The organism is Phyllobacterium brassicacearum, assembly GCF_003010955.1.
Lineage (GTDB): Bacteria > Pseudomonadota > Alphaproteobacteria > Rhizobiales > Rhizobiaceae > Phyllobacterium > Phyllobacterium brassicacearum.
The window spans coordinates 23690-43581 of record NZ_PGGO01000011.1 but is presented as its reverse complement, the minus strand read 5'-3'; the positions used below and the strand labels follow the sequence as shown (position 1 = coordinate 43581).

The 19892-nt window shown below is 57.8% G+C and carries 20 protein-coding genes; 5 read left to right on the top strand and 15 right to left on the bottom strand.

All coding sequences use genetic code 11. The annotated features are described in order from the left end of the window. Window positions 1-19 precede the first annotated feature (19 nt). On the top strand, window positions 20-1258 hold the full coding sequence (locus CU102_RS15420; protein WP_106712131.1) for an MFS transporter: 1239 nt from the start codon (window positions 20-22) through the stop codon (window positions 1256-1258). Here CU102_RS15420 and CU102_RS15415 read toward each other — a convergent pair whose 3' ends face one another. The 11 genes from CU102_RS15415 to rpoZ form a co-directional block, all read right to left on the bottom strand. Beyond that, on the bottom strand, window positions 1259-2437 hold the full coding sequence (locus CU102_RS15415) for a glycoside hydrolase family 5 protein (RefSeq protein WP_106711996.1): 1179 nt from the start codon (window positions 2435-2437) through the stop codon (window positions 1259-1261). A gap of 67 nt (window positions 2438-2504) precedes the next feature. After that, the gene (locus CU102_RS15410) at window positions 2505-3023 is read right to left on the bottom strand and encodes a PaaI family thioesterase (protein ID WP_106711995.1); all 519 of its coding nucleotides are present in this window, start codon (window positions 3021-3023) and stop codon (window positions 2505-2507) included. After that, on the bottom strand, window positions 3020-3796 hold the full coding sequence (gene recO / locus CU102_RS15405; RefSeq protein WP_106711994.1) for a DNA repair protein RecO: 777 nt from the start codon (window positions 3794-3796) through the stop codon (window positions 3020-3022). Before recO ends, CU102_RS15410 begins: the two co-directional genes overlap by 4 nt. An 18-nt stretch (window positions 3797-3814) precedes the next feature. Then, window positions 3815-4717 (bottom strand): GTPase Era, encoded by a 903-nt coding sequence (gene era, locus CU102_RS15400; protein WP_106712130.1) that lies wholly within the window; start codon window positions 4715-4717, stop codon window positions 3815-3817. 32 nt (window positions 4718-4749) lie between these two features. After that, entirely contained in the window at window positions 4750-5463 is a 714-nt protein-coding gene (gene rnc, locus CU102_RS15395; RefSeq protein ID WP_106711993.1) for a ribonuclease III, read from the bottom strand. A 7-nt stretch (window positions 5464-5470) separates the two neighbouring features. Continuing rightward, on the bottom strand, window positions 5471-6253 hold the full coding sequence (gene lepB / locus CU102_RS15390) for a signal peptidase I (RefSeq protein ID WP_106711992.1): 783 nt from the start codon (window positions 6251-6253) through the stop codon (window positions 5471-5473). A 90-nt stretch (window positions 6254-6343) separates the two neighbouring features. Continuing rightward, window positions 6344-6748 (bottom strand): holo-ACP synthase, encoded by a 405-nt coding sequence (gene acpS, locus CU102_RS15385; RefSeq protein ID WP_106711991.1) that lies wholly within the window; start codon window positions 6746-6748, stop codon window positions 6344-6346. Then, entirely contained in the window at window positions 6745-7305 is a 561-nt protein-coding gene (locus tag CU102_RS15380) for a DUF2062 domain-containing protein (RefSeq protein ID WP_106711990.1), read from the bottom strand. Before CU102_RS15380 ends, acpS begins: the two co-directional genes overlap by 4 nt. 62 nt (window positions 7306-7367) lie before the next feature. After that, on the bottom strand, window positions 7368-7946 hold the full coding sequence (gene pyrE / locus CU102_RS15375) for an orotate phosphoribosyltransferase (protein WP_106711989.1): 579 nt from the start codon (window positions 7944-7946) through the stop codon (window positions 7368-7370). Between the two features lie 9 nt (window positions 7947-7955). Next, window positions 7956-10175, bottom strand: coding sequence for a RelA/SpoT family protein (locus CU102_RS15370; protein ID WP_106711988.1), 2220 nt, complete (start codon window positions 10173-10175; stop codon window positions 7956-7958). 195 nt (window positions 10176-10370) lie between these two features. Beyond that, a complete protein-coding gene (gene rpoZ / locus CU102_RS15365) occupies window positions 10371-10772 on the bottom strand; it encodes a DNA-directed RNA polymerase subunit omega (RefSeq protein WP_106711987.1) in 402 nt (133 codons plus the stop codon). A gap of 299 nt (window positions 10773-11071) precedes the next feature. On the opposite strand from rpoZ, the gene CU102_RS15360 reads away from it, so the two are divergent. Both CU102_RS15360 and CU102_RS15355 read left to right on the top strand, forming a co-directional pair. Continuing rightward, a complete protein-coding gene (locus tag CU102_RS15360; protein WP_106711986.1) occupies window positions 11072-11644 on the top strand; it encodes a LabA-like NYN domain-containing protein in 573 nt (190 codons plus the stop codon). Between the two features lie 18 nt (window positions 11645-11662). Next, the gene (locus CU102_RS15355; protein WP_106711985.1) at window positions 11663-12316 is read left to right on the top strand and encodes a uracil-DNA glycosylase; all 654 of its coding nucleotides are present in this window, start codon (window positions 11663-11665) and stop codon (window positions 12314-12316) included. A gap of 3 nt (window positions 12317-12319) precedes the next feature. Here CU102_RS15355 and smpB read toward each other — a convergent pair whose 3' ends face one another. Together smpB and dapA are read right to left on the bottom strand one after the other, a co-directional pair. Then, a complete protein-coding gene (smpB, locus tag CU102_RS15350; RefSeq protein ID WP_106711984.1) occupies window positions 12320-12808 on the bottom strand; it encodes an SsrA-binding protein SmpB in 489 nt (162 codons plus the stop codon). A gap of 24 nt (window positions 12809-12832) precedes the next feature. Next, window positions 12833-13714, bottom strand: coding sequence for a 4-hydroxy-tetrahydrodipicolinate synthase (gene dapA / locus CU102_RS15345; protein ID WP_106711983.1), 882 nt, complete (start codon window positions 13712-13714; stop codon window positions 12833-12835). 1612 nt (window positions 13715-15326) lie between these two features. On the opposite strand from dapA, the gene CU102_RS15335 reads away from it, so the two are divergent. Next, on the top strand, window positions 15327-17387 hold the full coding sequence (locus CU102_RS15335; RefSeq protein WP_245425364.1) for a lytic transglycosylase domain-containing protein: 2061 nt from the start codon (window positions 15327-15329) through the stop codon (window positions 17385-17387). 5 nt (window positions 17388-17392) lie between these two features. Continuing rightward, entirely contained in the window at window positions 17393-18283 is an 891-nt protein-coding gene (locus tag CU102_RS15330) for an alpha/beta fold hydrolase (protein ID WP_106712129.1), read from the top strand. On the opposite strand, the gene CU102_RS15325 is transcribed toward CU102_RS15330, so the two are convergent. Continuing rightward, a complete protein-coding gene (locus tag CU102_RS15325; RefSeq protein WP_106711980.1) occupies window positions 18280-18927 on the bottom strand; it encodes an NADH-quinone oxidoreductase subunit E in 648 nt (215 codons plus the stop codon). The genes CU102_RS15330 and CU102_RS15325 overlap by 4 nt on opposite strands. 227 nt (window positions 18928-19154) lie before the next feature. Then, window positions 19155-19820, bottom strand: a complete 666-nt coding sequence (locus CU102_RS15320) for a BON domain-containing protein (RefSeq protein WP_106711979.1) — start codon at window positions 19818-19820, stop codon at window positions 19155-19157. Between the last annotated feature and the right edge of the window lie 72 nt (window positions 19821-19892).

The following is a 19892-nucleotide window of genomic DNA, read 5'->3' as shown; positions in this document are numbered from 1 at the left end:
TCAAAAAAAGGAAAGCGCCATGCCGCAGAACACAGCAAGTGACATCAAGCAACCCGGCATTCCGTGGCTGATCATTATCGCCGGTTGCCTTATTGCGCTTCTGACGTTCGGCCCGCGGTCCGCGATGGGCTTTTTCCAACTGCCGCTCCTCGCCGAAAAGGGCTGGGATCGCACAACCTTCGGCATGGCAATGGCCTTGCAGAACCTTTTCTGGGGTGCAGGACAACCGTTCTTCGGTGCCATCGCCGACAAGTACGGCACCTGGCGTGTGCTGTTCATGTCAGCGATCCTCTATTGCAGCGGTCTCTTGTTGATGGCATGGGCAACATCGCCAGGCCTGCTCTATCTGGGCGGCGGCGTGCTTGTAGGACTTGGCGTTGCATCAGGCTCGTTTGGAATCATTCTCTCCGCCTTTGCCCGTAACGTTTCTGCCGCTAACCGCACATTCGTCTTCGGCATCGGAACTGCGGCGGGCTCGGCTGGCATGTTCGTTTTCGCACCGATCAGCCAAGGCCTGATTGATCGCTTTGGATGGTCCGACGGCTTGGTGTATCTCGGGCTTGCGATGCTGATCATCCCGGTTCTTGCCATTCCGCTGCGGGGTAATTCCTCAAGTGGCAGGGTGAGTGAAATGCAGTACAAGCAATCGATTGGCGAAGCCTTGCGCGAGGCCCTTGGACACAAGAGCTATGTTTTGCTGACGACCGGCTTTTTTGTGTGCGGCTTTCAGGTAGCCTTCATCACGGCGCACTTCCCCGCCTATATCGGCGATATCGGCATCGATGCGACCTATGCCGTGCTTGCCCTCGCCCTGATCGGCTTTTTCAATATTATCGGCTCACTGGCGTCCGGCGTTGTAAGCCAGCGCTACTCCAAACCGAAATTCCTGGCTTATCTCTATCTTGGCCGGTCCGTATTGGTCACCGCCTTCCTGCTGTTGCCGCAGACTGGCACTTCGGTCATCGTCTTTTCGATCCTCATGGGTCTGATGTGGCTGTCCACGGTACCGCCGACTAATTCATTGGTCGCCATCATGTTCGGCACGCGCCATCTCGGCATGCTGGGCGGCATTGTGTTCTTCTCGCACCAGATCGGTTCGTTCCTCGGCGTCTGGCTCGGCGGCTATCTCTACGATCAGTTCGGCAGCTATAACGCCGTGTGGTGGCTGGGCGTAGCGCTTGGCGTCTTCGCAGCGATCGTCCACTGGCCGATCCAGGAAACTGCCGCCTACCGACCTGCCCTCCAGCCTGCAGAATAATTAGGGCTGGAGCCGCTTGCGGATCGGCTCGAACGCCGGTGTGGCCTTGCGCTTCACCGGATCGGGCTGATTGGCATCAATCGCTTCCCAGTATTTCCAGTTCACCTTGCCTGCACCGAGTTCGTAGTCCATGCCATCCCAGCTGTCCTCGCGGAAGCTGTAGAACGCCCAATGCAGCTTGTTGCTATCGAGCGCCGTCAGGACATCGTCGAGATAGGTCGTGCAACCAGCCAGACGGCGCATGCAGCCGAACTCACCTGCTACAAGGCGATTGAGCGGAACGCCATGCGTCTTTGCCCATTCGACGGGCCGGGCCAGATATTCCGCAACCTTTTGAGCATCCCACTTAACGGTTGAACCGGCATAGGGCACCGCGCCGGGATAGGCGTAGGGCTTGTCCCGTTTCATGTTCGGCGCGCTGGTCGCCTCATAGGGCTCATACATGTGGAAGCTGTATAAGACATTCCTGTCGTTTAGTGCGGAGGGCCAATAGCCGAAAGCGTCAGCCGCCGCATACCAGCCCGCATCGGCCATGATCGGTGTCACTGGATCAACCTTCCGAATTTCGGCGATCACCAACTCATAGAAAGCCATGAGATCGCGCGATCCGCCTTTCTGCTGCTGATACCAGGCTTGCATATCCGAAACGTCCGTATGTTCCTGCAGCCCGCCCTTCTTTTCCGGGGCCGGTTCGTTGATCAGATTATAGGCGGCGATTGCGGGGTGATCCTTCAGAGAGGACGCCAGATCACGCCAGAAGCGGGCAGCATCCTGCCAGTTTGCCTTGTCCTGCCATAACCGGTCGTCAAATTTGCCGTTGTTATTCTGAGACCATCGCATCGAGGGCAAGGACAAAGGGGTAATCACAACCTTGAGACCGGCTTTGTCGGCGCGGTCGAGCGTTGCCCTCAGCGTTGCGAGATCACTCGCCGGAATGGCTTCGTAATGATCCGCGTCACCGAGGAGGAAATCGCGCTTGGCCGGTTTCCATTTATCATAGGAAAGTCGCACCCAGCTTGCGCCATATTGCTTCAGGGCATCGAAATAGGCCTGGTCGGGTGGCAGGCGATTGAAACTGTTGCCGCCATGTTGCGGCTTGTCCCAGAAACTGGCGAGGTCTGCGGCATTTGATCCACATGTCAGGCTCAGAGAAAAAAGAAATGTCGTCAAGATACGCATCAAGAATCGCCCAGCGTTAACAGAGCTTGCCAATTGCTTGAACAGTAAGGCGTTATTTGGTCGGCGATTACTTGCCCCGAACGAAATTTTCCAGCGGGAAGATTGCACAGGTTTCTGTGCCATGCGCGAGCAGCTTGCCGTTAGCGTCCTTCATGAAAGCCTCGGACGTCGCCAGGGTACGGCCGCGATGGATCAACCGCCCTTCACAAAAGACAACGCCCATATCTGCGCTCAGCGGACGCACCAGGTTCACTTTGAATTCGGCCGTGGTGTAAGCCTCGCCGGGTTTCAGCGTGGTCATGATGCAGCAGGCGAGCGCCGAATCCATCAATGTGGCGATCCAGCCGCCGTGAATGCCACCCAGCGGATTGAGGTGTTCGGGCCTCGGCAAGCCTTTGAACACCACGCGATCCTGCTCGACCTCATGCAGGGTAAACGAAAGTGTCCTCGCGATTGGCGGCGCGGGATAATCGCCGCGCAGCATCGCCTGAAGAATGTCGAGACCACTGCGGGTGGCGAGATCGCCAAGCGGCAGCAAGCCAACACCGCCGGGGAATTCGATCGCGGACGCATCATCATAGCTCATGGAAGAACGGACCTTTCCTGCGCGGCAGATCCCTGCCCCGGCACATTTGATAATGATCGCGAAACAGCGGTCAGAAAGCCATCGCGCGCTTCCGGCGCCTTTTGGCCCCGTGGCTCCCAGAGATGGCGGTTGAAAAAGAAGCCAGTAAGGCGGAATGCAGCCATGACCTCGCCAAGGGATTCAGCGCGCACGTTCGAACTGATCATGAAAGGCGGCATTTCCAGAAGCTTGCCGGCCCAAGGCAAACCTGCATCGCGCGAGACTGCGCGTCCAGACTTCGGCGAAACATAGGCGAGGTTCTGGTCGCTGCCGGTGGCGGCGCAGCGCTTCAAATCAAGACCAAACCCCAGCTCTTCGAGCATCAACACTTCGAATCGCAACATCAGTTCACCTGCGATCAGCGTGTCCTCGCAATGTTCGAGAATAACCGCCAGGATTTCAAAGAGATTCTGATGCGGATCGCGCTCGGGCAAGAGCCGCAGATGGGCGGCCGCAAGCTGCAGGCCATAGAGAGCGACCGGCTGCTCGATCAGCCGTGCGGCGGCAAAGCTGACGGGTTCGACCTGCATCATGCCGAGGTGCTCGTCCATGCGCGCGCGCCAGATCACGTCGACGCGGTTGCCCGGCTGCAACAGCGGCTGCATGCGGCGGGAACGCCCGCCGCGCACAAGACCGAGATGGCGGCCATGTTCGCGCGTCATCAGCTCAAGGATGGCGCTGGTTTCGCCGTGCCGCCTCGTTCCAAGGATGATACCTTCGTCTCGCCATTCCATAAGCCGAGACTTGCGCTATCAGTGCGGGAATTCAAGGCCCATTTCGCGGTAACGCTCAGGATCATTGCCCCAATTGTCACGAACCTTGACGAAGAGGAACAGGTGGACCTTCTGCTCGAGGATTTCCATCAGTTCCTTGCGCGCCGCCTGGCCAATCGACTTGATCGCCTCGCCCTTGTGGCCGAGAACGATCTTCTTCTGGCTGTCGCGCTCGACATAGATAACCTGGGCAATGCGCACGGATCCATCCGGCTTTTCTTCCCAGCTTTCCGTCTCGATCGTCGAGGAATAGGGCAATTCATTGTGCAGGCGCAGATAGAGCTTTTCGCGGGTGATTTCCGCCGCAAGCATGCGCATCGGCATATCGGAAATCTGGTCTTCAGGATAATACCACGGCCCTTCAGGCAGATTATCAGCGAGGTATTTCAAAAGATCCTTGCAGCCATAGCCCTTCAGCGCCGAGATCATGAAGGTCTTGTCGAAATTGACCTTGTCATTGGCTTGTCGGGCCAGCTCCAGCAATTTGGGCGCTTCGATACGGTCAACCTTGTTGAGAACAAGGATCACCTTGCGCTTCTTTTCGTGCAAGCTGTCGAGGATGGCTTCGGCTTCCTCATTGATCCCGAGTTCCGCATCAATGAGCACAAGAATGAGGTCAGCATCCTTTGCGCCGCCCCAGGCAGTCGTCACCATGGCGCGATCAAGCCGGCGCTTCGGCTTGAAAATACCTGGCGTGTCCACGAGCACCATCTGAGCCTGATCATGAATGACGATGCCGCGAACCAATGCGCGTGTCGTCTGCACCTTGTGCGTGACGATGGACACCTTGCTGCCAACCAGTTGGTTGACCAGGGTCGATTTCCCGGCATTTGGTGCGCCGATCAAGGCAATGAAGCCCGAGCGCGTTGGTGCGTCAGGCATGGTTTGGGCCCCGGGCGTCTGTTCCTGGTCGGTCATTTCATGTCTTCTTCCTGCGCCTTCTGACGGACGCCTTCACGATAAAGCAATGCGACGGCAGCTTCCTGCTCGGCGATCCGCTTCGAACGCCCCATTCCGGTGGCCGGTTCGAAGCCTTTGACATCGACCTTCACCGTAAACTGCGGATCATGGTCCGGGCCGGTGCGGTCGACAACGGTGTATTGGGGCTGTGCACCATTCTGCTGATGCGCCCATTCCTGCAATTCTGTTTTCGGATCGCGCTGCGCGGAATTGATTTCGCGCGAGCGGGCGTTCCAGTAGCGTTCAATGAAAGGTTGCGCCGCTTCCAGCCCGCCGTCCAGATAAATCGTGGCGATCAGCGATTCAACGACATCGGCGCGCAAGCTCTTGAGACGCTTGTCCGCCAGTCCCTTCACGTCGGAACCGGTGCGAATGAATTCGTGCAGGCCGATTTCATCAGCAACGGCAGCACAAGTATCTGCATTGACGAGCGAGTTAAGCCGCAATGACAATTCGCCTTCGCTGGCGGTCGGATAGGCCCGAAAGAGCAGCTCTGCGATGACCAGGCCAAGAACACGGTCGCCCAAAAATTCGAGACGCTCATAGTCGGATCCTGCCGAAGGACGCGCACTTGCATGGGTAAGCGCACGCTCCAGACGGCCGAGATCGCGAAATGTGTGCCTCGTCTTTTCTTCCAGTCTGCGAACGGCGTCGGCGGACAGCGTCATTGGCCCATCAATTGCTTTGCACTGAGTCCGGTGCGCCGTTGACGCTGTGCAACAAGCGGTCGAAGCGCAATTCCGAAGGCCAGCGCCAGAGTTCGAGCGGGCTCGCCTTACCGGCGATTGAGAAGAAGATGATGTTGGCGCGACCGATAAAGTTTTCGAGCGGCACGTAGCCAACGTCAAAACGGCTGTCGCTGGAGTTGTCGCGGTTGTCACCCATCATGAAATAGTGACCTGCCGGTACAACGAATTCCCTGGTGTCATCGCCGAGGCCGTTTTGCGTCAGGTCAAGCGTGTCGTAGGTGATCCCGTTCGGCAGGGTTTCGCGATAAACATCGACCGGGCGGTTGACTTCGGTCACGTCGGAGTTGTCGATCTGACCGACTTTCTCGCGCGGCACAGCGACGTCATTGATGTAAAGGACGCCGTCGCGCATCTGAATCTTGTCGCCGGGGAGGCCAATGACACGCTTGATGAAATCCAGCGATGTATCATTCGGCTTGCGGAAGACGGCAATGTCACCGCGCTTCGGCTCGCCGCCCCAGATGCGGCCCGAAAAGAGGTCAGGTGCAAATGGAATCGAATATTTCGAATAGCCGTAGGAGAATTTGGACACGAAAAGGTAATCGCCCTCCAGCAGCGTCGGTCGCATGGAACCGGACGGGATATTGAATGGCTGGAACAACAATGTCCGGATGACCAGTGCGAGCAGCAACGCCTGCACGATAACGCTGATCGTCTCGCCAAGACCACCAGAATTCTTCACAACAGCTTTGTCGCTCACGTGTCTCATATCTCCAAAAACCAAAATGTGCCCCCTCATAACCGTTGAAGGCTCGGGGAGCAATGCCACTTAGTCGCGCTGAATGCCGCTTGAATGCGGCTATTCTTCGATCTTGACTGCTTCGATGATCACGAATGCTTGTGCGAGCGGAAAATCATCAGTGATCGTCAGGTGGATTCGGGAGGCATAGCCGGAGGGAATGATTGCGTTCAGGCGTTCTGCCGCGCCATTGGTAAGCCGCATGGTCGGAGCGCCACTCGGCAGGTTGACTACACCCATGTCGCGCCAGAAAACTCCTTGGGCCAGGCCGGTGCCAAGTGCCTTGGCGCAGGCTTCCTTCGCGGCAAAGCGCTTGGCATAAGAAGCCGCACGCTGCTTTCTGCGTTCCGATTTTGCCTGTTCGACAGGCGTATAAACCCGGTCGATGAAGCGTTGGCCATGACGTTCAAGCGTCTTTTCAATACGCCTGATGTCGATCAAATCGCTGCCAATTCCGATGATCATGTTGGTTCGGCGACTTTCTCAAGCCGAAACCCGGATTTGCGCCGGTCTTGAAAGCTGGTGGCTGCCCAGCGAACGGGAAAATAAACAAGGAGCGCCGCGGCGAGACCGAGCGGCACAGCACCAATCAACATGGGCTTGATCAGCGGCCCCCACAGAACCGCGAAATCCAAATGACGAAGCATGGAACCGAGATGATGCGGCAGCGGATCTGCGCTCAGGCTGCCTGTCATGACGAAGCTACCAGCTTCCAGTGTCGCGGCCCAGATGAAGGGCAAAATCAGCGGGTTGCCCAGGGTAGTGCCGATAATGGCTGCAGCAAAATTTCCTCCGATCAGCCAGGCGACCGTCACGGCCACAGCGATATGAATACCGAGTAAAGGAATGAAGGCAGCAAATATCCCGCAAGCGAAGCCGGCAGCGATTGCGTGTGGCGTCGCTCGCAACCGCAAGACCCGCTTGCCGAAGTAACGCAAGGACCTGCCAACAGAACGGCGCGGCCACAGTGCAATACGCAGCCGCTCACGAATGCCCGGGAGTTTACGCCGTCTGAAGAGCATTTCTATGCAAGTCCTTCAATACCAGCGTGCAGGGCGAATTGCGCGCGGTACGTTCCATTGGATCAAATGTTGCGACTACCGGGCTTAACGGGCGGAATTGCGGCAAGTTCCGGCGGAAGTTTGTCTGCAGGATAAGCCGGCACTTCATATTCCGCCAGTGCGATCAGCGGCACGCCGACGTCACTTTTCCCTGCGGACCTGTCGATGATGCAGGCGGCTGCCAGCACATTGGCGCCCAATTCCTGCAGACAGGTGACGGTTTCGCGTATCGATAGCCCCGTCGTCACGATGTCTTCGACGATGACCACACGCGCGCCCTTGGCAATTTCAAACCGGCGAAGCTTGAAGATGCCATTCTCCCGCTCGACCCAGATCGCTGGCACACCAAGATGCCGCGATGTCTCATAGGCAGGAATGATGCCGCCGATCGCCGGGCCAACCACGTAGTCAATGTGGCCGAGGCCGGCGTCTCTGATCTTATCGGCAAGGCCGCGGCAAACACGTTCCGTCTTGTCGGCATGCATGAACACGCGTGCCTTCTGTAGAAAGACCGGGCTCCGTAGTCCTGACGTCAGGATAAAGTGCCCTTCGAGGACGGCGCCTGCCTCACGAAAAACATCGAGAACTTCATTGGTATTCATACAGATCCCCTATCCATTGACGCGCTGCGCATCGCTGACACATTTGCTCTCTTTAAGTTTCGATAATATCCGATTGAGATGTTTCAGGTTCCACACTTCCAGGTCGACGATCATCTGCGTGAAATCCGGCGCTGTGCGAACCATCGAGAGATTGTGAATATTGGTTTCATTCTCGGCAATGATCTGCGCAATTTCCGCCAATGAACCAGGCGCATTGATTGCTGAGATACTGATCCGCGCCGGAAAGCGGTCGCGCCGGCTCTCATCGATATCCCAGCGCACATCAATCCAGCGTTCAGGCTGATCGTCATAGGCCATCAGGGCCGAGGACTGGATGGGGTAGATGGTCATGCCCGCGCCGGGCTGAAGAATGCCGACGATCCGATCACCGGGTACAGCACCTTCCGGCGAGAAATGCACGGGCATATCGGGACTGGCACCGCGGATCGGCAGGGCATTCGGGCCGCCGGGTTCAAAGCCGGCGGCTTCCCCGCCCTCAGGCATCTTGAAGATCATGCCTGACGTGTTGCGGAAATTCACCCAGCCCTCCTCGCGCTCGCTGGGGCTCGGCTTCGGCTTGGCGTCCTGATATTCGGGATAGACGGCCTTCATCACATCCGATGACGGCAATTCGCCGCGGCCAACCGCAGCCAGAACATCATCAAGCTCCTTGCGTGCAAGACGCGGCAGGCCTTTCTTCAATTCATCGCGGGAGTACACTTTCCCTGCCCGCTCAAACGCCCGCTCCAGGATCTGCGTCCCGAGCCCGGAATATTGCTTGCGCACGGCAAGACGGGTAGCACGACGGATCGCGGCACGCGCCTTGCCGGTGACGACAATCGATTCCCAGGCGGCCGGCGGTGTCTGCGCCTTGGAGCGGATGATCTCCACCTCATCGCCATTATGCAGTTCGGTCATGAGCGGCATGATGCGGCCATTGACCTTGGCACCGACGCAGCTGTCACCGATGTTGGTGTGCACTGCATAGGCGAAATCAATCGGCGTCGCGCCGCGCGGCAGAGCGATCAAGCGGCCCTTTGGCGTAAAGCAGAAGACCTGATCCTGGAACAGTTCGAGCTTCGTGTGCTCAAGGAACTCTTCCGGATTATCACCTTCGGCCAAAGCTTCGATCGTCTGCCGCAACCATGCATAGGCATTGGTTTCCGTTGAAATCACATGCGGATTCTGTGCGCTGCCGCGATCTTTGTAGATCGAATGGGCAGCCACGCCATATTCGGCAATGTCGTTCATTTCACGCGTGCGTATCTGTAGTTCGACGCGCTGGCGCGATGGCCCAACGATGGTTGTGTGAATTGAACGGTAATCGTTCTGCTTCGGTGTCGAGATATAGTCCTTGAACCGTCCCGGAACCATCGACCAGGTCGTGTGAATGATACCGAGAGCGTTGTAGCAATCGGCAACCGTATCCACGACGACCCGAAACCCGAATATGTCCGACAACTGCTCGAAGGAGAGGCCCTTGCTTTCCATCTTGCGGAACACCGACCATGCCTTCTTCTGCCGGCTTTTAACACTGGCCTTGACGCCGTGTTTTTCGAACAAGCTGGAAAGGTCGGTTTCGATCTGCTTCAGCGTCGCCTTGTTCTTCTCCATCAATTCCGCGAGCCGGTTGGTGACTGCGTTGAAGGCTTCAGGGTTAATGTAACGGAATGCGAGCTGCTCCAGCTCCTCGCGCATGTCCTGCATGCCCATGCGCCCGGCGAGCGGCGCATAAATATCCATCGTCTCTTCCGAGATGCGCAGCCGCTTGTCTTCGGGCACGTGGTGGAGCGTGCGCATGTTGTGCAGGCGGTCGGCGAGCTTGACCAGCAGGACGCGCACATCATCAGAAATTGCCAATAGCAGTTTGCGCAGATTCTCGGCCTGAACGGCCTTTTTCGAAACCAGATCGAGTTTCTTGAGCTTGGTCAGTCCTTCAACGAGCTTGCCAATATCAGGCCCGAACAGCGTATCGATTTCCTGGCGCGTGGCCGAAGTATCCTCGATCGTATCATGCAGCAGGGCAATCGCGATGGTCGCCTCGTCAAGATGCATGTCCGTGAGAATCGCGGCGACTTCAAGGGGATGCGAGAAATAGGGATCGCCCGACGCGCGCTTTTGATGCCCATGCTTTTGCATGGCGTAGACGTAGGCCTTGTTGAGAAGTGCCTCATTGACGTCAGGCTTGTAACGCTGAACACGCTCGACAAGCTCATACTGACGCATCATGGGCGGGGGCCTCCGGATTCACACACACACACAGAAAGTTGGTCACAAATTGAATTGTTATTCGCCTATATGGTAATTCTCATTCGCCTATATTGTAATTGCGTTACTAAGCCGCAAAAATAATGCGCCGCAGAAACTGCGACGCATCAAAAGCCTGATCGGCTATTTATCGCGCGTGAGGCGCGACGTTTGATTTTAGTAGTCGTCGCTTTTTTCCGGGGCCACCAGGCCTTCGATACCGGCCAACAGCTCTTCTTCCGACATCGAATCGAAGGAGACATTGTCATCAGCATCCATATCGGCAGTTTCAGTGATATCGCTGTCACCAGCGGTCACCTGCGGAACAGCAACTGCTTCCGGCTCGTCGACTTCCACATGCTTCTGCAGCGAATGGATCAGATCTTCCTTGAGGTCACCGGGAGACAGGGTCTCTTCCGCGATTTCGCGCAGCGCCACTACAGGATTCTTGTCATTGTCGCGATCGATGGTGATCGCTGCACCTTGCGAAATCAGGCGCGCACGATGACTGGCAAGCAGAACCAGTTCGAAACGGTTCTCAACCTTGTCAACGCAATCTTCAACAGTTACGCGGGCCATGAACTGCCCCTTTCATTTTTTACTGAATTAGCGGATTAATGCGGACATAACGCGGTTGTGTCCAAAAGACAAGCAAAAGCGCTCGACGCATTTTGACGCCCTGCATCAGCTTCGCTGCAGTAGTCACGCAATGTTGAGCACTTCTGTCCAGAAATGTATACAAAATTTCAACGAAGGTATTGGCTTTTGCTCCAACCCGACGTACTAAATATCCTACTTTCGTATAAGTTCAGATCGGGCTTTATTACCTTCAAGCTGATTTGAAATTGAAGCTCAGATTTTTGAAATGGAACCTTATTATGTTTGATCCACGAGAAAAAATCGTCTTGTTCATCGACGGTGCAAATCTCTACGCAGCCTCCAAGGTACTCGGTTTCGATATAGACTATCGGAAATTGCTCGCAGCTTTTCAGAAGCGCGGCTACTTGTTGCGCGCGTATTACTATACTGCCTTGGTTGAAGACCAAGAATACTCTTCCATTCGTCCGCTGATCGATTGGCTAGACTACAATGGATACAAAGTTGTGACAAAGCCAGCCAAAGAATTCACGGATTCTGCTGGCCGCCGCAAGATCAAGGGCAATATGGACATCGAACTTGCTGTCGATGCGATGCAATTGACTGACACGGTCGACCATTTTGTGATTTTCTCCGGCGACGGTGACTTCCGCTCGCTGGTGGAGGCGCTGCAGCGCAAGGGCCGCAAGGTCAGCGTCGTGTCCACCCTGTCGACCCAGCCGCCAATGATATCCGATGAACTGCGCCGCCAGGCTGACCACTTCATCGATCTGACGTCACTGCGGGCTGAAATCGGCCGTGAAGCTTCCGAGCGCGCACCGCGCCGCGTCGAAGAGGAACAGGTCGACTACTGACCTCTGTTCTGCCGGCGCATGAGTGTCGAGCCCTCTCCCGACTGCCCGATCTGCACGCGCCTGCACGATTTCATCGCGGCATGGCGCGTGAAGGAGCCCGGCTGGCACAACGCGCCGGTGCCCACCTTCCTGCCGATCGGCGGGATCAATCAGGTGCAATTGCTGGTTGTCGGTCTGGCGCCAGGCCTGCGCGGAGCCAACCGCACGGGGCGGCCGTTCACCGGCGACTATGCCGGCGATCTCCTCTACAGCACATTGAATGAATACGGTTTTTCACGCGGCACGTTCGCAGCGCGCCCTGACGATGGCCTGCAGCTGATCGATGCGGCGATTACCAATGCCGTGCGTTGTGTCCCGCCTGAAAACAGGCCGGTTGGCGGAGAAATCAGCAATTGCCGGCGGTTTCTGACGCCAACGATCGAGCAGTTCGCCAATCTCCGCGCCATCGTCACCCTCGGCACCATCGCGCACCAATCGACGATCCGGGCCTTTGCGCGGCCTGTAGCGAAGTTTCCCTTCAGCCATGGCGGGCAATCGAACATCGGCAATGTCCGGATCTTTTCGAGCTATCATTGTTCGCGCTACAACACCAATACCGGCCGGTTGACCGAGCCAATGTTCAAGGGCGTTTTTGCCGAAGTGAGACGCTATCTTGATGGAATCGCTGGATAAAACCTAGCCGCGATCGCGCAGCAGCCGCGATTTCTCGCGGTTCCAGTCGCGCTGCTTTTCCGTCTCGCGCTTGTCATGCAGCTTCTTGCCGCGAGCGACGGCGAGCTCAAGTTTCGCCCTGCCCTGATCGTTGAAATAGAGCTTGAGCGGCACCACTGTCATTCCCTCACGGTCGACAGACTGCGCGAGCCGCGACATTTCCCGCTTTGAAATCAACAACTTGCGATGACGGCGCGGCTCATGATTGAAGCGATTGGCCTGCAGGTACTCCGGAATATAGGAGTTGATCAGCCAGAACTCGCCGTTCTCCAGGCTTGCATAGCTCTCGGCAATGTTCGACTGGTTGTTGCGCAGCGACTTGACCTCGGTCCCATGCAGCACGAGGCCAGCCTCCAGCGTGTCGAGAATCTCGAAATTGAAGCGCGCTTTACGGTTTTCCGCAATGATTTTGCGGACCGTGATGGGTTTTGAGGCAGTTTTTGGCTTGTTCATGCAATTTATATGGGATTCCGAACCTTAATTGACCAGACCGGCATGCCGCATCGCCCGGTCGATGCGCTCGGCTGTCGCCGCTTCAACGCTAACCATCGGAGAACGCAGGGCATTTTGCATTTTGCCGAGCTTTGCCAAGGCATATTTCGGGCCGCTCGGATTGGGTTCGATGAACATCGCCTTATGCAATGGCATCAATTTATCCTGCAATAACAATGCCTTGTCATATTCACCGGCGAGCGTTGCTGCCTGAAACTCCGCACAAAGCCGCGGCGCAACATTCGACGTCACCGAGATGCAGCCATGACCGCCATGGGCGTTGAAACCGAGCGCCGTCGCATCCTCGCCGGAGAGCTGGATGAAATCCTTGCCGCAGGTGATGCGCTGTTCCGACACGCGTTCGATCTTGCCGGTCGCGTCTTTGACGCCCACTATGTTCTTGAAATCATTGGCAAGTTGGCCCATCGTCTCCGGTGTCATGTCGATGATAGACCGCCCCGGAATGTTATAGATGATGATCGGCAGCGACACGGATTGGGCGATCGCCGCGTAATGGGCGTAGAGACCGCGCTGGCTCGGCTTGTTATAATAGGGTGTGACGACGAGAATGGCATCGGCACCGGCCTTCTCAGAAAACTCAGCCAATTCAATGGCTTCACGCGTATTGTTGGAGCCAGCGCCCGCAATCACCGGCACTCTCCCGGCGGCTTCCTCGATGCAAACCTCGACGACGCGCTTGTGTTCCGCATGGGACAGCGTCGGAGACTCGCCCGTGGTGCCAACAGGAACCAACCCATTGGTTCCATTGTCTATTTGCCAGGAGACAAAGCCACGAAAGGCTTTCTCGTCGAACGCGCCGTCCTGATCGAAGGGCGTGACGAGAGCGGTGATTGAGCCTTTCAGCATGGGAAACTCCGAAATGATAATGTTCCTGCCCATAACCTACCCGGTCATGAGGTGGCGCACCATAATCGCGCGAGGCGCATGGAGCAAGTTCATTTCCCTGATGAAATTCATCAACCTGATACATGTAAAATTCCCGCGCAAATTGAGATACCTGTACCGGATTCGTGAATTTCAGGACAGGAATCGCCAGGGTTGGTACAGATTCGGGATGAGTTCGTACGAATCGCTTGCCAAAACGGGGTTCTGGCGTCGCAAAACATACCAATTTCGGCCTTGGAACCGGATCTCAGACGAAAATTAAAGAAACAATCGTTCAATTAAGCTCTGGTTCATATGAGAACGCTTTTTCCGAATTCTTGCAACTTTGCGTTATTGTCAGGTTGAAGCCAGCCTCTTGCACGCGGAAAATGCACAAGTAACGATGTCGCTCGCTCAAGAATAGAGTGCGACGCGTTGAAGTATAGCATCGTGCGCCGAGGTGCCCCCTGCCTCCGTGGATAGGTCCGGACTTATCCACGGATTGCGTCTTTGGAGAAGTTGTCAAAGCAGTCGAACCACGCAACTCCCCCATACCACCCAGACACATAACCAGCCGCGCCGAGTTCCGGCAGGAGCACGACGCAGTTCCACGCGTGATCTCAGGAGGAGGCGGCAAGACTTGTCCGCGCCGCCTCCTCCGCGCGCGTCCCTCCCCCGGGGAACGAGCACCCCCGTCCATTTCGCCAGATCCCTGGCGTTCGCGAGCGTGAAGCCGGCTGCATTCGGCCACCGTTTCGCGCATCACCGCCCATGCAGGATTGTGGGCGAAATTTTCCTGCACGGGCGATGATTGCCATGGAGCAGCCGCCGTCTGAACAGAGGCATGCACACAGCATTTCAGTATTGCCAATTGATTTGGCTGAGGTGAATTGGAATGAGGCCTTCCAAGGGATGCCTCGAGCTGCGCATGAGCGCGCTTCCGGCACATTCGCGATGACCCCTCCCGCGCGGCGAAGGCCGCGCGGTTTTCATTTCGTTGATGGGAGTTGGCGCAAATCCGTGTCGCTGGCCTCTCCTACGCAACTCACTGCATCGGTGGCGGCTTCCAGCTGCCATCGAGCGCGTCAAGCTTGGGCCAGTCGAGCCGCGTGGTGATGAGGAACGGGCCCGATGGCGCGGGTGGCCAGTTCGGCTCGTTGTCTTTGGGCAGGCTCTCAGAGTAGAGCGTTTCAGGTTTTGACTGAAACGCGCTGCCCTCTCCGTCATCCTCGGGCTTGACCCGAGGATGACGGAGAGGGTGACGCCTTCACCGCTCAAATTCGACGCTTTCGGCTAACCCTTTGTTAAGAGTGCTTTCATACGTCCGCTATTATTATGCTATTGTCTTCGGATCAGGGGCCTCCAAGCGACTTCATGCGAATGCGCCCTGATGGACATCTGATGCGATTTTCTCCGCTCCGGTGCTCATGGACGAAAATGTCCACTGCGCTCCGGTTCTCGAAAACCACACCAGCTGCCTCATCAAGCTGCATTCTCAAAAAAGTCGCCGATCCGCTTCAACATAACCGGTAGTTTTATGCTGAGAACTTCTGTTTTGCGTCATGTTCTTCTCGCGTCGGCCTTTGCGCTGCCAATGGGCCTCGATGCGCTGCCTTCCCATGCCCAGAAGTCCACGCCTTCGGCGTCCGTTCCGGTACCGGGGCTGAAGCCCTTCGCCGCCACGCAAACGCGGGTGAGTCCTGCGATGCAGGCCGTCACGCGGCCAGACCCGGTGACCACGGCGGGCATCAAGCCCGCCAAGCCCAGCGCCATTGCCGGTAGCCTGAAGACCGGTCTCGACGCGATTGCCTCCGGCGATGTGAACCGGGCGCTTGGCATCCGCAACGGTCTGCCGGTCAATGCCCTCGACCGGCATATCCTGACCTGGGCGATCGGTCTTTCCAATGCGCCGGGCGTTCCGAGTTCGGAGATCGCCCATGCCGCCGCGGAATTGCCGGGCTGGCCGGGCATCGCGACTTTCCGCAACAATTCCGAACGGGCGCTCTATAAGGAGAACCCCGCCCCTTCCATCGTCATCAACGCCTTCGGCAACACGCCGCCGCAGACGACGGAAGGCGTGGTGATCCTTGCCCGCGCCTATGTGGCAAGCGGCAGCACCGCGCGCGCACGGCAAGTTCTCGCGCCCTTCTGGCGCACGAAAAAGCTGGACGACAATCAGGAGAGCATGATCCTCAAGGAGTTTTCGCAGGTGATCCCGCGTGACGACCACCTGACCCGCATGTTGACCATGCTCTACGAGGGCAAGGTCAAATCCGCCGGGCGCGTCGCCAAGCTTGCCAATGCCGACTCGCTGTTCCAGGCGTTCGCCGCCGTGTTACAGAAGTCGCCGGACTCGGCCAAGAAGCTTGCACAGGTGGACGGGTCGTGGTCGCGCAATGCCGCCTATATCTTCGCCAAGGCGCAATATTTGCGGCGCCAGGAGAAGTTCCGGGAAGCCGCCGACGTGATGGCAACTGCGCCGCGCGATGCGGCTTCGCTGGTCGATCCGGATGCGTGGTGGACGGAGCGGCGGGTGCTTTCGCGCGAACTGCTCGACATTGGCGACGCCAAGCGCGCTTACCGTATCGCGGCGATGCACAGCGCCGAGACGCCGAGCGTCGCGGCGGATGCGGAGTTTCACGCGGGCTGGGTTGCGCTGCGGGCGATGAACGACCCGAACACGGCGCAACGGCATTTTGCCCGGATCGCGGAGATATCGTCGAAGCCAATGTCGGCGTCGCGCGCCTATTACTGGCTCGGCCGCGCGGCGGAGGCCGGCAGCAGCGGCAGCGCACGTGACTATTATGCGCGCGCGTCGCGCTACGGTACAACGTTCTATGGCCAGCTTTCGGCGGCGAAGCTCGGACAATCCGGACTGCAACTGCCCTACCCCAAGCCGAGCGACGCCGACCGCGCACGCTTTGCCCAGCGCGAGGCTGTGCGGGCGATCCAGCGGCTCGAGGACACGGGTTACGATTCACGCGCCGCCATGCTCTATACGAGTCTGGCGCAGGAACTCGACAGCCCCGGTGAGCTGGCGCTGCTGGCGGTGATGGCCGAGCGCAAGAACAATCACTACGTCGCGCTGCGCGTCGGCAAGGCGGCAGCACAGCGCGGCATCGATGTCGGCGCATTGTCGCATCCGATCGGCGCTATCCCCGGCAATGCCAATATCTCCGGCTCCGGCACGGCACTTGCCTATGCGATCGCCCGCCAGGAAAGCGAGTTCAACCCCGCTGCCGTATCCAGCGCCGGCGCACGCGGTCTGCTGCAGCTTTTGCCCGGAACTGCCAAGGGCGTCGCCACCCGCGCCGGCATGAGCTATTCGAAGGACCGTCTGACCACCGATGCGGCCTATAACGCCACGCTCGGCGCGAAATTCCTCGGCGAGCAGATCTCGAAGTTCGATGGTTCGTATGTGCTTACCTTTGCCGGCTACAATGCCGGCCCGACCCGCGCCAATGAGTGGGTGGCGAAATATGGCGATCCGCGCGGCAAGCCGCTCGACGAGGTTGTCGATTGGATCGAGCGCATTCCCTATACCGAGACACGCAATTACGTGCAGCGGGTGATGGAAAACTACGAGGTCTACAAGGCGCGGCTTACCGGAAAAGCGCAGATCGAAAGCGATCTGACCGCCGGGCGCCGGGGTTGATCGGCTTGGCAGGGTCGTTCCGCGAAGTCACCTACGACGCGCCGGATGGATTGAAGCTCTATGCACGAATCTATGATCCGGCACAGAAGACGGAAGCTTTGCCGCTCGTCTGCCTGCCGGGCATGACACGCAACAGCCGCGATTTCCACGAACTGGCGCTGTCGCTTGCTGCTCACCCGGAAACACCACGCCAGGTGATCAGCTTTGACTATCGCGGGCGCGGCATGTCGGCCTATGACCCCGAGTGGTCACATTATAATATCGGCACCGAGGCGGGCGATATCATTGCGGGACTTGCGCATCTCAGGATCGACCGGGCGGTGTTTCTCGGCACCTCGCGCGGCGGGCTGATCACCCATGTGCTCGCCGCGATCGCCCCGCAGCTTCTGGCGGGTGTGATCCTCAATGATATCGGTCCGGAGATCGCACTGCCGGGATTGGTCGAGATCAGCCAGTATCTAAGGAGCCCGCGCGAGCCGAAGACCTGGGCCGAGGCGGCGGATCTGCAGTGGACAGTGCATGGCCCCGACTTCCCCGCTCTGACAAGGGCGGATTGCGAGCGCTTTGCGCGGGCGATATACCGCGAGGAAAATGGCGTCATCGTCCCGGACTACGATCCGAACCTTCTAAGGACGATGGAAAGCGTTGACCTGACGCAGAAGCTGCCGGATCTATGGGCACAGTTCGATCTGATGGCGGAATTGCCGCTGCTACTGATCCGCGGGGAGAATACCAAACTGCTGGCCCCCGAAACGGTGGAGGAGATGACGCGCCGTCACCCTGCCCTGCAGGTCATCAACGTCGCCGGCCAGGGGCACGCGCCGCTGTTGGAGACCGCGCGATTGCCGGAGTTGATCGCAGCGTTTGTCGCGGGCGTTGATCTGCGGGCGGTTTAGGACTGTGAATTACGCCGCTTCGTGGTTGCTGGATTCGCGGCTGCTTTCCTTGGTGCGGGCTTCGTCTTCACAGCTTTCGTCGCCGGTTTTGCAAATGCGGCTGCCTGCTTGATCCAATTTTCACGATGGGCACGCCCGGGAAAGCCGATCTCCTCGCTGACCCACGTGGCCTGCTCCGCAGACCATGCGGCGATCTGATCGTGATGGAAGACACCGAGTTCGAAGAGCTTCGACTGGATAACGTTGCCAATGCCATCGATCGCGGTCAGCTGGTCCGGCCTGGCCCGGCGGGCCGACTTCAATACGGGCGGGCGGTGCCTGTCGTCCTGTCTCGGATTTTGTACCCTCACCGGTTTGGCGGCGCTTCTTCTAGTGGTCTTGCGCGGCGCTTTCGCGCTGATCGCCGGGACGGGTTCGGCCGGAGGAATCATGGCCGCCGCCTCCCGCGCAGACTTGGCAACATCGTCATTGGCCGGGACACCCAATGCCGCCTGTGACGCCAGGCGGGCATCGGCAGCTCGGGTCGAATCCTCAGATACTGATTCTTGTTTTCCGGCGAACCTTTTGAATACACTACCTACAATTGCACCGGCGATGAAGGCTGCAGCAATGAGAAACAGCGACTGAAGAATGAATACAAGCATCGTTCCCTATCCCGCTTCGATCCAGTGGAACGAATTTGACATTTGAGTCCACCCATTGCGGTAACGCACATACTCAAGTGTCAAAAGCGGACCACAAGTTTCAGCTGCGCATCCCGTCATAGGTCGACCAGCCGACATAGAAGCCAACAAGAGCAGCTATCAGCAGAAAGAGCCATAGCTGACTGAGCAGATACCACATGCTTTTCCCCTCAGAGCGTGCAAACGACCTAATTGCTGCTGGCGCTGGCCGGTGCCTCCAGTTTGATCTCCCCCGGTTTGCCATTGCCCGGAAGAGCGAGGCGCAGCGCAGCATTGATGGATTCGTAGTCGGCAGCATTGGCTGCCGTTCCGCTGATACTATAGGTTTCACCCGAAACTTCCACCTCGCCATTGGTCAATTGGGCCGCCTGCATCAAGGCAAAATTGGCAAGGTCGAAAAATCCTTGCGGTTCACCGCGTGCAACCGCCATTTCGTCGAGGATCTCGATGCCGGGCATGGCCGTTTCCGCCGCAGCCAGGATCTTTGCACGGGCGTCACCATAGGGAACATTGCCGGAAAGCAGAATCCCATCATCGGATTTGGTGACGACAAAGGAGAATGGCTCCGCCAGGGGAAGAAGCGTGGCGGCGTTCTCAACGACACGAACACCAAAGGTTTCCCTGGCAATCTTCAGCGCTTCGGCGAGCGCTTCTTCAGAAGGAGCAATGCCCTTGAGGATCAGATCACGCCCGTCCACTTCGGCACTCGCCCACGCGTTTTGCGATTCGAGCGCCGCATTGACCGTATCGGTCAGCTGCTGATCGACCGGCCCGGCGAGAAACCATCCTGCCAGGGCAGTAAGCAGCGCAGTGGTAATTACGCCTGGCCAGAACCAGCTCTTGATGACGTGCATATTTCCGGACTTCTCTTCCTGTTGCTTGGGCTGATCTTTGCTTTTACGCAATTCCAGACGGAAAACCGCTTC